Source organism: Clostridium sp. (assembly GCF_051656525.1).
GTDB lineage: Bacteria > Bacillota > Clostridia > Clostridiales > Clostridiaceae > Clostridium.
The window spans coordinates 1-13596 of the sequence record NZ_JBOGCC010000128.1; the positions used below are offsets into that span (position 1 = coordinate 1).

Below are 13596 nucleotides of genomic sequence, written 5' to 3' on the forward strand. Positions count from 1 at the left end.
AATTAAAGAACTAAAATTAGAATTTCTTAGGAGGATTTAATATGAGGAATAAACACGAGACGGTAGATGTATACAAATTCAATTATGGGAATAACAGTTGCGATAAGTGCGAGTACTGGGATGGATTTAATTTAATAGGGGAATGTGATTTGAATAAAAAAGACACAATGAGATATAACAGTTGTGGCAATTTTAAAGATAAGAAATAAAATAACATTTTTAAAGGAGATTGTATGAACAATCAGCATGAAAAGCTATATGAAATTAAATTAATTAGTGTAGATAGTGAAACAGGAAAAACGTGTGAAATAATTATACTCGATGAATATGATTGGAGAGATAGATACAATGTCGTGGACACTAGAAAATGCAAGAAAAGATTATAGAAATACAAATCCAGTATGTTCATATTGTAAGTTTTACGAATATAAATTAGATTTAGGACTTGATATGTACTCGGTAGACAGAGATATTCACTATTGCAAAGTTAAAGAAAAAGAAGTAGGTAACTTAGATAAGACAGCAAGAAAATGTATTTATTATACAGTAAAAATATAAGGAGAATTATTATGCAAGGTAAAGAATTAGTAATAAAGCAATTAGATCTACTCGTAGAAATGGCGGAGCATTGTATTAATAAAAAGAGAACTGAAGGCAATAGTACTAAATGTGAAGATTGTAATTTGCATTGGAATTTTAGTGTAAGTAGTCATGGTTGTTTTCTATGTGAAACAGTCGACTATGGTAAATTCATAGAGGATTTAGAAAGTGTATGTATGTCTCAAGGAATAGAATATAGAGATAAGCTAAATAGAATAGCAAGTATATTCGTAACAGAATGTGAATAATAAAGGAGATTTATTATGAAAACATATAATAGAAATAGAAAGAATGTTACAACAATAAGAGGATGTAAACATAGGAAGTATCAGTTTGATATAAAAGAAGCATGGAGTGTATGTTTATTAACAAATACTAAGTGTTCTTGCTATATGCCCCCTTCTACACTTGAAGCTGCTAGAGAACTAGGATGTAATAGAGATTATGAGCAAAGTGTAGAATATAAGATAAAGACAGCAATGCGTATTTGTAGTGGATGTGAAACATGTAATGAATATATATAAGCACAAGAATAGACCCCGTGAACAAGGGTCTATTTCTTTTAATAGTATATCCACAAATGAACTTTTGGTTGTTATAAATTATTACATCTGGTAAAGATGGTATGATAATAGTATATACAAATATAGAGATAATATACATATATAGTATAGCAATTTTTACCAATATAATTGCTATAGTTGACACACAGTGAATACAATAGTAAAATATAAAATATAATTAACTCAAGGAGATAACATAATGAAAACTAAAGACCTAAGATATTGTGAAGTAAAAGACTTATTACTACAAGGATACGCAGTAAAACTACCAGGGTGGTTAGGATACTGGGCTATGAATAAAGATAAGTCTGCAATAGAAGTACATACAAAAGACTTAGAAATAACAAACACACCAGATATAATGAATACGTTCTATAATAACTGGGAGATAGCAACAATAGAGAATTGTCCTGTAATGAAAACTGAAATAGAAAGAAATAATAGAAAAATAGAAGTAATAGACTTAGATGTAATAGTAACACCATTTAAGGAACATATACCAGTTATACTAGTCAGAGAAAATAACAATAAAGTAATGACAATGAGCGCAACATCATTTATTAAATTTGTAGGCAATGGAGATGCAGCTCATGAACTAGTAACTAACTTTATTCGTAAAAATATTCCTGAAGAACATATATTAGAAATGGAAGACTTCTTTGAAGCAGTAGTAGAAAATGCGAATAAAAAGAAAGATATAAAAGAAAGATTAATGAAAACTAAAAGTGAAGATATATTTGAATTTGTAGATGGAGAAAGTTTTATCGACATATTAGATAAAATATTCTCTTAGAAAACAAAAAATAGGGAGTAGATGATTATTAGTCACCTACTCCCATTAATTTAAACAATATTATCTATATCCTTCTCATCTGATTCGGATTTAACTTGAGCTAACTTATCTTTCAAAAAAGCTGGAATAGGAATACCCATTGATCCAACATTTTCTAAAACAGAAATCATCTCATTTGCTGAGAAGAATAAACAAATAGCAGACCTGAATACCAATAACCCTAATAACATGTCCGCCATTTGTGCAACAATTACAACAAAGAATATACCAACTTTCTTAACAAGTCCTTTATATCCCTTTTTTGAAGACACTTCCCCTAAATAAAATGCCTTCAACATACCACTAAAATAATCTAAAATGACAGCCATTAATAATATTTGTAAAGGCATGTCCCAAGCCCCAAATAAAAATGTCATAAGAGTACCCCCTGCTGTGAACACTAAAGTCCACTTTTCTTCTAATAAATTAATTAGCATATATCTCTACCCCCTGGTACTATGCCTTAGTCTTAGTAGACTTAGCACTAGACTTCTTTACATTCTTATCAGTGGATAAAGTATCTGAAAGAGTGTTGTGTTTCTCAAGTTGTTTTTCTAATTCAGATATTCTATCAACAAGAGAATCTATCATTATTTGAACTTCATTCTTATATTGTTTTAATTCATCATCAGTAGTATAACTAGTATGAGAATGACTTTTCTTAGCATAATTAGATAAGTCAACAATAGGTGTATCTAACCCCAATGCAACAGATACCTCTTCTATAAGACCATCTTTTTTATATTTATCTATTAAATCTACATTCATATCAGCTATACTTCCTTTACAAAATCTTTCTCCATTTATAGAGAAGTTTTGTAATACCATAATTTTTCTTTTCATTAAACATTTCCTCCTATTTTTTATTAATTTATTTGTTAGCAACTGAATAAATCTACAAGAACTTCCTCATCTCTACATTTTAAATAGGATTGAGTTGTCGAAATATCCGAGTGATTCATAATTTTCTGAATTTCTGTAAGAGTTAAAGCTCTACCTATTTTCTTGCAGAATTGATGTGACCCATCTTCATAATTAGTTGCCCCTGAATGTCTCCATGAATGGACATTGTGAGGTTTATACTCACCACTAAATTCTTGAACTAGAGGCCTCCATGAAACTACCCAATCATATAGTGTGTCCTTGTCTGCTGCCACCTTATTTCTGTTTATCCACATAGACTCTATACCATCTTCACCACGTTGTTCTCTGTATAGTTTATAAGCCTTTTTTGTTAAATCGTTATAAATTGGGCGGTACTTCTTTCCTCTTTTAGCAACAACCATCGTATTACATAAAACTCTATCTTCTGAAATATCGTCATATTTGATTTGGGCTATTTCACCCCTTCTACCTAATGATTCGTATAATATTGCGCATAAAGTAGCTTGTTGATAATTCTCTTTTTCTATAAGAGTGTTGTATATATACATTATCTCAGAATCTGTCAAAAACACGATTTCTCTAGTCTCTTCTTTTGATAACCCTTTGACTTTTGAACATTGATTAACCTCTATCTCGTTCCAGTCGTCATCATCTTCCGCAAATGTAAGCATGCTTCTTACAGCACTCATTAATCTATTTGTTCTAGCATTAGACATATCTTTTTCCTTAAAGAATAATACTAAATTTCTAAAGTCTTTCTTTTTTAATTGATGAAACGCCTTATTATCTAGTTCATCAAGTACATAAATACAAACTATTCTAAGATCATTAAAATATTGTTCTTGAGTAGACTGTTTTAAACCTCTACTCTTTATCTCTAAAAGGTAATCATCCATTAGCCTCTTATTGTATTTGTTAACCTGATTCCATTTTTCAGGTGTATAAAAACTATTATATACATGCTTCTTTTCTGCCATATTATTACCACTCTCCTAATTAAATTTAAAAAGGAGAGTCATAATAAACTCTCCTACTATTTATTGTCAATTCATATGTATGTTACTTACTAAGCTACTTACCTAATATTGCATTATCTCTATCTTGTATCTGCTTTTCTATCTTATCTAATAAGAAATCTGCTTCTTCATTAGTCATTCTTTTTCTTTTTCTGAAGAACTCTATATCTGCTATTTGTACATCAGGTGTGTAATAAGTTAAACCTTTGTTTATTATTGCATTCTTGTCTATTGCACATTGACTTTTTAATTGACTTTCGTGAGTTATCATATAATTCTCCTAGTTTTAAGTCCATAAGACTATATAGTTTGATAAGGTATTATAAGCCCCTTATCATGGCTAGTGTTAATTAAGTGTTAACTTATAATACTTCAGGAACAACTTCTTCAACAGGTGGGTTATGTTGTAGTTCCATAGCTACCCATAGTTCATCCCACATATCATAATCTATTTTACCTATAGAAACATAGAAATCCATCATTGATTCAACCTCTAATCTATTGTAGTTATCAACTCCAACAATTATATTACTCATCATTAGGTCAAATAAATCATAATCTATCTCTTCTTTAGACTTGTTAGAATCAGACATAGTAACAGTATCTACTTTAAATGTAACTCTATCAGATCCATATGTAGTGTGTAACTGTATTCTATTTTGCTTAATCATGTAGTTAGACATATTAGTTTCTAATAAACTAACTTTCTTTTGAAGTAAGTTAACTATATTACTAATAGTTCCATGATACTTTGCAGTTATGTTAGGTACTAAAACACCACTTTTAACTGTTAGATGTGTTGTATTTGGATATGTTATTAGGTCTATGTTAGTACATTCGTAGACTTTTTCTTCTTTGGCTTGGAATATAACTGTAAGATTATTAGATTGTAACCAAGTTTTTATATTGCCTTTATCCTTGTTAAGAGTAACTTGTATAACATTATTAGTGCTATGATTTGAAATACCTTCCGTATCAGTCCCACCAACTATTTGATTAAACTTATCGCATATTATAATTGAATTGGTCTTTATAGAATTTAACGGAAGTTGATACCTTATAGTATTAGCTTGTTCAGTACCAGTATTCCAATTCTCACTACCATCTAAAACGACTTCCACACTTCTCTCTCTATTCCAATACTTACCATCTCTCTTCTCTACTATATCCCATTCACGCAATATAGGTTTTTCCCATGTTTGAGTAGTTGGGTTATACCTTGAAAGACGTTTTTCATCGGTCTTATGTGGTATGTAACTTGAAAATGGTTTATTGCCTAAATATACTTTAACCTCTGATTTATTAAATTCAACAAAGCCAGTCTTACTAAATCTAACTCTAATATATTGAGTACCACTAGGTAAAGTGTGTCCTTCCTCACGAGTACCTATCATTTTTTTATCCTTATTGAAACAGAAGAATGTAGGTGTAGATATAATTGTGCTACCATCATCAACTCTTGAAAATAAAACATCACTTGTTATACGAATTAAATCCTTAGATAACAAAACACCAGGAGCATTGTTTTTTATTTCACCAGTAGTACTGTCTAAATCTCCAAAGTGTATATTACTATCTTTCCATAGATTACCTTCTCCCCAAGTGGTTGAAACTACTATTTCATCAGTTCCTTCTCCTACAGATGCTAGTCCTTCGAAGTATGAAGGTGGTGCTTGTGTGTGGTCGCCTTCTAGAATAAAACAATTTGTTTTAAAATAATCAACTTCATTCGTTAGCCAACCATAATTACTATGTCCATTTAACAATTTTATAACATCATTATTTGATTTATATAAATATGGTGTATTCGCATTAACAGTTATAGATGTTTTATATGTCCCATCTAAATTATTCAAATCTAAATAAATCTTTTTATTTGAATTATTCACTATTGTAGCAATAGATACATTTCGAGAACAACGTTTATGTATATCAGTATTTACTAATTGAGTTGCTCCATCTAAACTAACCAACGTCTTACCACTCAACACAACATCCTCAAAATACCCACCGTTAGTTGCTTCTACACTTACAAAGTCTTTACCCTCATTCTTAACAATACTTATAGTAGACTCCTCTAACTTCTTAACTCTCTCAAGTTCTTGATGTATATTATCTATCTCTTGTGTATGTACGTTTACAACTCCACCTAGACTTTTAGCAACATCACCCTTGATTGTAGGTGGTATCTCACATAGACTTAAAATGTTAGTTTTAGGTGCGAATGTACGAAGTTTAACTTGTTGCGAGTGCGGTAGTGGTATAAATTGTGGTGTAGTAGTTGCATATTTGAATTTTTTACCTAGCATATATGCCTTTACACCATTTGCACTCAATTCTGTAAGCTTATCTTTTTTTATTCTAACTTGGACATTTGTAAAAGCAGAATTAAATCCTAACCCTTCATCTTCTGAAATAGTATAAACAGACGTAGGGCAAATAAAATTCGGAGATAATACATCCCTCGCTTTTACATCAGTTGGAACTTGAGCCGATTGTGCAAAAATAGTAGTCGCTCCATCTTGAGCAGGATTTAATCCCCAATATACTGAATCAGAATTAATTCTCTCAACTATATTTTTCTTTATTCCCCAAACTCCATCTATCTCAACAAGCATGTCCGCTACATCACCAACTTTTTCTAATTGACAAGGTGATAAAATAGTTAATTTATCTTCTTTGTATGGTTCGTATGGTGTCGCTTGTGTTCCTTCTTCTAACATTATCTTCATTATCACATTAGAATAAGTAATGCCAGAGTTAGTCCTTAATCTAATATACTTAAATGGAGAAGTTCTATTTGTTACATCAAATTTTATATTATTCCCATACTTATATCCGCAATCATCTCTCTCAAATAATAAGAAAGAATTTCTTGCATTCTCAATATTAAACACATATGAGCCATTACTTAATATAAAGTTATCCGATTCAACTTTAATGATTAAATCACTAGTACCTGTAGAAGTCCCATTTATAACTATGCTACCGCCATCTAAAACTTTATATGTAAGACCATTATTTGTTACCTCATGTTGGTTGTAAGGGAACTTTAATAAATTCTTCCCAACAGATAAAAGAGGTATTTCATATAAATCTTGACCTTCTATTTTATCACCTACAGATTTTATATCTGCTAGATTATTAGTATCTTGGACCGTATTACCTTTTATTTCTACGTTCTTTAAATATCCATCTAAAGTATTATTTATTGTTAACATTAATATATCACCCTACCCTTCCACAGTCTCAAAAATGACACCGTTCTCTTTTTCTAATTCTTCCATCTTATTGTCAAACACAGTGATATCAAGTTTCTTCAAAAGTTGTGAGTCAACATAATTCTTGTTAACATCGCATGAACTACCATCTCCACTGTTTCCATTGTTAGGTAATACTAACATAAAATATCACTCCTCTCTTATCTTAATCCGCCCCATCTAACTATACTTTCATCAGTCATAACAATACAGCTAATGACATCGGTATAATCTCCTGTGGCAAATAATTCACCTTGTTTTAACAGCAGCTTAGAGCCACCATTTATAGACACATAAATATCTTTAATATCTTCATTCTTAACAAAGAACCCACTAATAGCAATCGTATTTACCCTATCAGGTAGATTACAAGACTTAGTAGTTATAAGCTCTTCATTTAATTTAGCAGTAACAATATTCCCACCAACAGATTTTTTAATTCTCATATAATCACTCCTTTGTATTAAGTATTAAGGTTTATCTATAGTAGCCATGCTTCCAACAAAACCTATTTTATATCCTGCTTTCTCTAACTCTCTAACTTTAAGATAATTGTTACCATCTATAAGAACACCATCCATATTGTAAACTTTCCCGTCAACTTGTATCTTTATTGTATTGCTATTAGAAGGTTTAGAAGGTTCTGTTATAGTCTTATTTAAAACACCTTGAGCAATAGCCCTACCTATCTTAGACTTAACCTTCTTGTATAATTCAACATCATCCTTGTCATCAACAAAGCAAACCTCAACTATAATGGCCTGAGCATTAGTACTAGCTAAGTATCCTAAATTCTTATTATACTTAACACCTCTATTAGTAAATCCTAACTTGTTTAATTCCTTACATATCCTATCTGCATAAGCCTTAGAAGTTCCTTTGTCATCATAACAAATACATTCAACTCCACCTATCTTGCCATCACCAACTAAATCTTTTCTAGCTGAGTTAAAATGTATAGATATGTCTAAATCAACTTTATGACTATTACACTTCTTAACAATCTGATTAATACAATCTGATTGAGAAGCAGGATAATCAACAGTACAATCATAAACAGTATGTCCTTCTTGTTTCATAACGCCTATAAAATCTTTATTAATATCTCTATTCTCAACACTTTCTTTAAGTAAATTTGTATAAGCACCGCAAGATTTGCTGTCTTGTTTACCGTGTCCTGCACTAGAATTTATTATCATTATATAACCTCCTTATATTTAACCCTCTACTGTTTCAAACAGAACATATGGGTTATTCTCCATAGCATTTAACCTATCATTTAAGTTTACATAAACTGTACCATCTTGACCAATTCTAGCTTGTTTAACCTCTAAATCAACAGTACCACTTGCAATAACTCTATCTACCTCACTAATCTTATCATTCATATTAGTAAGAGTTTGCTGTCTTATATTTTCTTGAGATTGTCTAGTAGTCTCATTAGATTTTCTAACTGACTCATCATTTTCAAACTTAACAATAGTCTTATCAAGATTAGTCTTAGTATCACTAACATCAGTTAAGATACCATGAAGGTTATTATCTAACTCAGTAAACTTCTGAGAAGTCTTAGCATCTAATTGATTCTGTATATCAATTATTTTTTCTGCAACAATAGTATTGTGTTGAGATAAATTAACATCAACCTCAGTTATCTTTTGATTTAATTGATTAGTAAAAGTATCTTTAGTACTATTAAGCTCACCTATTTTAGAATTAGCAGCAGCTTCAATATCCTTCATCTTTTGAATCCTAGCCTTCTCATTCTCATTAGCCCAAGTATCAAACTCAATAAGCTCATCAAAAATAAAAGTGCTAACCTTAAGTTTATATAAATGTAGATTTATCTCAGGAATCTTATTATTAAAGCTTTCAATATCATCCCTAATACTCTCCATTTGCTCAACCATAGCAGTATTTGACTCTTCAATAGTAGTAGGAACAACACATTCAATAGTTCCCTTAACATCACCTTCAAAATCTAGATAAGTGCCACCTTCAAAAGTTCTAAGAACAGCAAAACTCTTATTAGTAATCCTAGTCCTAATTATCTTCTCATCAACATAAACAATAGTACCTATGCCTTCGACATAGCCTACTCTCTTTAACACACAATATTCTTTTCTATCATCATCCCAATAAAGAGTATCCTTAACATCTCCATAACTCTCTAGTTGACAAGGAAGATATATTTCTATGTCATGTCTATCACTCTTATCAGAATTGTAAGAGCATATAACAACCCTATATTGCATTTCACCAAACTCATTAAGCACAGGTTTATTATTAGAATCAACCAATAACTCCCCAACACTTTTAAAAATACCACCGCAATTTCTTTGAGTGTATCCAAAAATCTTAATACTATGAACAAAACCATTAATAGTATTTTCTACAAAATTACTCACACAAAATTCCTCCTTTATAATAAAATAGGGACTAGAATAAACCAGTCCCTTAACAAACTATTTATATGTTGGAGGTATAGTATCTTGGTCAGCAAAAGTACACCCTAAGAAACATTCAATAGTTTCAGTAGCAGGAGTCTCCCATAACTTAGGAGCATTACCAGTAACCTTGTTATTTCCTCTTAACATAGATTTAATATTCTTAATTTTAGTATTACCTTTAAGTAAATTAGCGCCAACAGAAGTAAACTGAGTACCATAGAAAGCACTTTGACAATTAGAAATCTCCTTATTACCTAAGAAGAAATCACCATGTAACTCACCAGTTATTAAAGAACATCCACCAAATATAGTATTAATATCTTTAAGCTTAGGATTATTTCTAAATAAATTATAAGGCAAGCTACCTCTTAAAGTATTTCCACTAATTCCAACTGTTTGTCCCCACATACTAAAAGCATTAGTAATAGTAGTCAACTCTCTACAGTTAGCAAATAATTTAGGAGATATAGCCCAAGGGTCTTCCTCAGTAACCTCTAATTCACTTTTACCTAAACTTCTACAGTCAGTAAATGCACCATTTAAACTAATAACCTTTCTACATTTAGCAAATAACTCTTCAGGTATTTGACCATATAATCTCCAACAATTATTAAATATATTAGACATATCTACAATATTTCCACCAGCAATAAATAAAGTAGAAGGTATAGTAGATCTTAAATTATAGCATCCGCTAAATAATCCATTCACCTTAGCCAACACAGTACAGTTATCAAATAATCCATGCTCATGAACAACCTCAACATCAACCATAATATCAGGATCTTCTTCACTAGGAACTTGTATCCAATCAGAAATCCTTTCAGGTATCTGCCCCTTAAGACCAGTTACATTCATAAACATCTCAGCAACATCAGTAAGTTGAGTACAATTATCAAATATACCTTTAGGAATATCTGAATCAATATTTCCACAGTTTTTAAATAACCTATCTGCCATTTGCAAGTTAGGAGTAGTAACAAATAAAGTAGAAGGTATAGTTCCACTAACATCAGCACAGTCAGATAATAATCCACTAACATTAGTAAGCCTAGTATTATACTTAAATAAATTGGGAGGTATTTCACCAGTTACTCCAACAGGGAAGAAATAAGAAGCATTTTCAAGTAAAGGTAAATTATCAAATATTCCTCTAGAATTGTCATTTACATATGCAGGAATATCTCCATACACACCAGTACCTCTAAAGAAATAATGAACATTTTTAATTTTGCTAGCTCCCCAAGTCGTAGTATTTTTAAATAAATTTCTAGGTATAGCACCATATACACCAACACATCCATTAAAGAAATGAGACACATTCTCTAATGAATCTCTAGTATCAAATAAATCACTTGGAACTTCTCCAACCATTTCTTTACAATTCTCAAACATGTTACCACAATTCTTTATATTTCTATTCCACTTAAATAAATTTGAAGTAGGAACAGTGTCTATCTTAGTTCCACTAAACATAGCTCTAGTATTAGTTAAACTAGCACCAGGAGACCTAAACATATCATTTGGTATTTGACCACTTACATTAGTTCCATAGAACAGTTCTTCAGTAGAATTTAATGTAGTGCATCCACTAAATAAATCATTAGGTAATTGCCCACTGATACCACTACAATTCATAAAGAACTCATGCATATCTTTTATACCAGTGCATTTACTTAATAATCCTGTAGGAACATCACCACCTATACCAGTGCAACCAGAGAATGTTCTCCATCCACCAGTGTATTTACTACTCATCTTAGATAATATAAACTTAACCTCATCCCAAGTAAAAGCTCTACAATACATAAATGCCTCTTGACTAGAAGTAACATTAGTTAAATCTAATTTAAGAGTATTATGAATATTTTTAAGCTTTTCACACATATAGAAAGCATAAGTAATAGAATCTCTAAGAGTAATATTCCCATGTAAGTTAACTAAGTTCTTGCAAGACCTAAAAGGAGACATCGAACCACTAGCAACCAAATTAATATTCCTAATATCAGTTATGCTCGGACATGATTCAAAAGTAATATAACTTAAACTTAAGCCATTTAAATCCATATAATCAGGAATCACATTTGTCTTACCATACCTAATAGACTTAATACCACTATTAGCACAATTAAATTTTTTTAACCTATTAAAGTTTTGAAGATTACCACCTTCATCTCTATACTGGCCAAAAGTGATATTAGTAATATGAGCAGTAGAACTTATATTCAAGTCTTCTAACTTTAAGGAAGCAGTTAAATCTAAATCAGTTATACTAGGACTTAATACGCCAGATATATTCAACTTAGTTAAATTAGGACATCCTTGTAAATTCAAACTAGTTAAATATTTAGTATTAGATAAATCTATCTCATCGACATTGTCACATCCTTCTATCGTACAAGTGCTTAACTTCGTATTAGGCATAAGTATTCTCTTTAAACCATTACAATTTCTAACAGTAAGATTATCTAATTGAGAACAACTAGCAAGGCCTAACTCCTCTAAATACTCTTGACCTTCCATAGTAAAAGTAGTAAGATTAGTATTAGATAAATTAAGAAGTTCAATAACACCACCATTAGCAGGAAGTAAAACAGTTTCAATTTTAGTAGGATAATTAACATTAGAACTAGAACAGTCAAAGTGTTTTAAGTTCTGGCAGCCAGATAGGTCAATACTTCTATCCTTCTCATCTTCACCTAACTTTCTACAATCATTACAAACAACTTTTTGTAAATATTTATTCTGACCTAAAGCTAATCCCTTAATATGTTCTGAATTACTAACATCAAGTTCAATCAACTTTTCAGCACCACTAATACTAACGTGAGATACATTAAGACCTTCAATCCCATTAACATACATAAGGTTACTAGCACCATAAATAGTGAAGTCATTTTCAGTAGCATTATCCAGATTAACCCTAAAAGTATAGAATCTATCTTTACTAACATAAACCTTATCAGACTTACTAGAAGTGTAGTTTATACGAACCCACATAGGAGAATAAGTTTTAAGCATAACTTCAACCTCACCTAAAACATGAGTACGAAGAACCATAGTCTTAGCATTAAATTCACCGAATTCATATACACTATCTAAATATTTAAATCTCTCTTCTAACCATCTTCTAGTAAACTCTTTTCTAGTACCATTACAAGATATTAACCAAGTCGAACCTTGTTCATTTATATACTTTCTTTCAGCATCAGAGTTGTAATCCTTTTGACCAATCTTTGCCATAACTTCATCATCAAGATACTTCATAACATTATCAGCAGAGAAAATAGGAGGATGTATTTCACCATCTAAATTTCTTTCACGTCTCAATTGTACATATCTATCTTTAATTTGTTGAGCAAAATTAGCCTTTAATTTAACCCATAAAGCAGAGTTTTTAGTATTGAATGCATCATTACTCATATCTGTACCAGCATCATATCTTATCTCACCATTGTTCGCTAATCCTAAAACTGAGTCACTATCATAGAAACTAGGATACCATATCATGTGTCCAGACTCATTTCTACCAAAAGTAGTAAGTACCATATTTTTACCTAAGTTATCTATCATAGCAAAACCATAGGCAGTTAAATAATAATCTATTAAATGAGGTAAACTAAAATGCTTACTAACATCACCAAAGAACTCATCATTAGTACAATTCTTAACCCAGCTTATTAAATCAACTAATTCAGTATGCTTACCAGGAGCAAGAACAGTATCATTACCTTCTTTAACAGTAACGTCTTCACCACGATAATTATATCTATGTTTCCACTCATATTTAACACTGTCCCAGCTATCATCGTTAAATGCACCTGCACCAGTAGTAGAGTTGACAGCTACCTCATATTGAAGTGCTGAGTTATGTCTATTTATAGTACCATCCTCATTGTAAGTTACAAGTCCATAATTATTATGAGCATATCTATCTATATTCCAAGTATAAACCCCACAATCCTTACCATTTATAATAACCTTAATAGG

16 protein-coding genes are annotated in these 13596 nt (G+C 30.9%); 6 read left to right on the top strand and 10 right to left on the bottom strand.

Annotated features, from left to right (window positions below; genetic code table 11):
* Positions 1 to 41 precede the first annotated feature (41 nt).
* From ACRDDY_RS06185 to ACRDDY_RS06210, 6 genes are all read left to right on the top strand, one after another.
* On the top strand, positions 42 to 209 hold the full coding sequence (locus ACRDDY_RS06185; RefSeq protein WP_438564100.1) for a hypothetical protein: 168 nt from the start codon (positions 42 to 44) through the stop codon (positions 207 to 209).
* Between the two features lie 24 nt (positions 210 to 233).
* The gene (locus ACRDDY_RS06190; protein ID WP_438564101.1) at positions 234 to 386 is read left to right on the top strand and encodes a hypothetical protein; all 153 of its coding nucleotides are present in this window, start codon (positions 234 to 236) and stop codon (positions 384 to 386) included.
* Positions 349 to 558 carry a hypothetical protein gene (locus ACRDDY_RS06195; protein WP_438564102.1) on the top strand — a complete coding sequence of 70 codons (210 nt, stop codon included), beginning with the start codon at positions 349 to 351 and terminating at the stop codon, positions 556 to 558. The genes ACRDDY_RS06190 and ACRDDY_RS06195 overlap by 38 nt, the downstream gene beginning before the upstream one ends.
* An 11-nt stretch (positions 559 to 569) precedes the next feature.
* On the top strand, positions 570 to 848 hold the full coding sequence (locus ACRDDY_RS06200) for a hypothetical protein (RefSeq protein WP_438564103.1): 279 nt from the start codon (positions 570 to 572) through the stop codon (positions 846 to 848).
* 15 nt (positions 849 to 863) lie between these two features.
* Positions 864 to 1124, top strand: a complete 261-nt coding sequence (locus ACRDDY_RS06205; RefSeq protein ID WP_438564104.1) for a hypothetical protein — start codon at positions 864 to 866, stop codon at positions 1122 to 1124.
* Between the two features lie 238 nt (positions 1125 to 1362).
* A complete protein-coding gene (locus ACRDDY_RS06210; protein ID WP_438564105.1) occupies positions 1363 to 1956 on the top strand; it encodes a hypothetical protein in 594 nt (197 codons plus the stop codon).
* Between the two features lie 50 nt (positions 1957 to 2006).
* On the opposite strand, the gene ACRDDY_RS06215 is transcribed toward ACRDDY_RS06210, so the two are convergent.
* From ACRDDY_RS06215 to ACRDDY_RS06260, 10 genes are all read right to left on the bottom strand, one after another.
* Entirely contained in the window at positions 2007 to 2432 is a 426-nt protein-coding gene (locus tag ACRDDY_RS06215; protein ID WP_438564106.1) for a phage holin family protein, read from the bottom strand.
* A 19-nt stretch (positions 2433 to 2451) separates the two neighbouring features.
* A complete protein-coding gene (locus ACRDDY_RS06220; RefSeq protein ID WP_438564107.1) occupies positions 2452 to 2838 on the bottom strand; it encodes a hypothetical protein in 387 nt (128 codons plus the stop codon).
* A gap of 35 nt (positions 2839 to 2873) precedes the next feature.
* A complete protein-coding gene (locus ACRDDY_RS06225; protein ID WP_438564108.1) occupies positions 2874 to 3857 on the bottom strand; it encodes a tyrosine-type recombinase/integrase in 984 nt (327 codons plus the stop codon).
* Positions 3858 to 3951: 94 nt separating this feature from the next.
* On the bottom strand, positions 3952 to 4167 hold the full coding sequence (locus ACRDDY_RS06230) for a hypothetical protein (RefSeq protein ID WP_438564109.1): 216 nt from the start codon (positions 4165 to 4167) through the stop codon (positions 3952 to 3954).
* A 91-nt stretch (positions 4168 to 4258) separates the two neighbouring features.
* On the bottom strand, positions 4259 to 7117 hold the full coding sequence (locus tag ACRDDY_RS06235; RefSeq protein WP_438564110.1) for a hypothetical protein: 2859 nt from the start codon (positions 7115 to 7117) through the stop codon (positions 4259 to 4261).
* Between the two features lie 12 nt (positions 7118 to 7129).
* Positions 7130 to 7300, bottom strand: a complete 171-nt coding sequence (locus ACRDDY_RS06240) for a hypothetical protein (RefSeq protein WP_438564111.1) — start codon at positions 7298 to 7300, stop codon at positions 7130 to 7132.
* Between the two features lie 17 nt (positions 7301 to 7317).
* Complete coding sequence (locus ACRDDY_RS06245) at positions 7318 to 7602, bottom strand: hypothetical protein (protein WP_438564112.1); 285 nt, start codon at positions 7600 to 7602, stop codon at positions 7318 to 7320.
* Positions 7603 to 7626: 24 nt separating this feature from the next.
* Positions 7627 to 8355, bottom strand: a complete 729-nt coding sequence (locus ACRDDY_RS06250; RefSeq protein WP_438564113.1) for an N-acetylmuramoyl-L-alanine amidase — start codon at positions 8353 to 8355, stop codon at positions 7627 to 7629.
* An 18-nt stretch (positions 8356 to 8373) separates the two neighbouring features.
* Complete coding sequence (locus ACRDDY_RS06255; RefSeq protein WP_438564114.1) at positions 8374 to 9564, bottom strand: hypothetical protein; 1191 nt, start codon at positions 9562 to 9564, stop codon at positions 8374 to 8376.
* Positions 9565 to 9621: 57 nt separating this feature from the next.
* The coding region (locus tag ACRDDY_RS06260; RefSeq protein WP_438564115.1) for a BspA family leucine-rich repeat surface protein at positions 9622 to 13596 on the bottom strand (3975 nt) is incomplete at its 5' end.

What these genes read in the sequence shown, in the direction of transcription:
- ACRDDY_RS06185 (WP_438564100.1), top strand. Translation starts at nt 42, where the DNA reads ATGAGGAATAAACACGAGACGGTAGATGTATACAAATTCAATTATGGG.
- ACRDDY_RS06190 (WP_438564101.1), top strand. Translation starts at nt 234, where the DNA reads ATGAACAATCAGCATGAAAAGCTATATGAAATTAAATTAATTAGTGTA.
- ACRDDY_RS06195 (WP_438564102.1), top strand. Translation starts at nt 349, where the DNA reads ATGTCGTGGACACTAGAAAATGCAAGAAAAGATTATAGAAATACAAAT.
- ACRDDY_RS06200 (WP_438564103.1), top strand. Translation starts at nt 570, where the DNA reads ATGCAAGGTAAAGAATTAGTAATAAAGCAATTAGATCTACTCGTAGAA.
- ACRDDY_RS06205 (WP_438564104.1), top strand. Translation starts at nt 864, where the DNA reads ATGAAAACATATAATAGAAATAGAAAGAATGTTACAACAATAAGAGGA.
- ACRDDY_RS06210 (WP_438564105.1), top strand. Translation starts at nt 1,363, where the DNA reads ATGAAAACTAAAGACCTAAGATATTGTGAAGTAAAAGACTTATTACTA.
- ACRDDY_RS06215 (WP_438564106.1), bottom strand. Translation starts at nt 2,432, where the DNA reads ATGCTAATTAATTTATTAGAAGAAAAGTGGACTTTAGTGTTCACAGCA.
- ACRDDY_RS06220 (WP_438564107.1), bottom strand. Translation starts at nt 2,838, where the DNA reads ATGAAAAGAAAAATTATGGTATTACAAAACTTCTCTATAAATGGAGAA.
- ACRDDY_RS06225 (WP_438564108.1), bottom strand. Translation starts at nt 3,857, where the DNA reads ATGGCAGAAAAGAAGCATGTATATAATAGTTTTTATACACCTGAAAAA.
- ACRDDY_RS06230 (WP_438564109.1), bottom strand. Translation starts at nt 4,167, where the DNA reads ATGATAACTCACGAAAGTCAATTAAAAAGTCAATGTGCAATAGACAAG.
- ACRDDY_RS06235 (WP_438564110.1), bottom strand. Translation starts at nt 7,117, where the DNA reads ATGTTAACAATAAATAATACTTTAGATGGATATTTAAAGAACGTAGAA.
- ACRDDY_RS06240 (WP_438564111.1), bottom strand. Translation starts at nt 7,300, where the DNA reads ATGTTAGTATTACCTAACAATGGAAACAGTGGAGATGGTAGTTCATGC.
- ACRDDY_RS06245 (WP_438564112.1), bottom strand. Translation starts at nt 7,602, where the DNA reads ATGAGAATTAAAAAATCTGTTGGTGGGAATATTGTTACTGCTAAATTA.
- ACRDDY_RS06250 (WP_438564113.1), bottom strand. Translation starts at nt 8,355, where the DNA reads ATGATAATAAATTCTAGTGCAGGACACGGTAAACAAGACAGCAAATCT.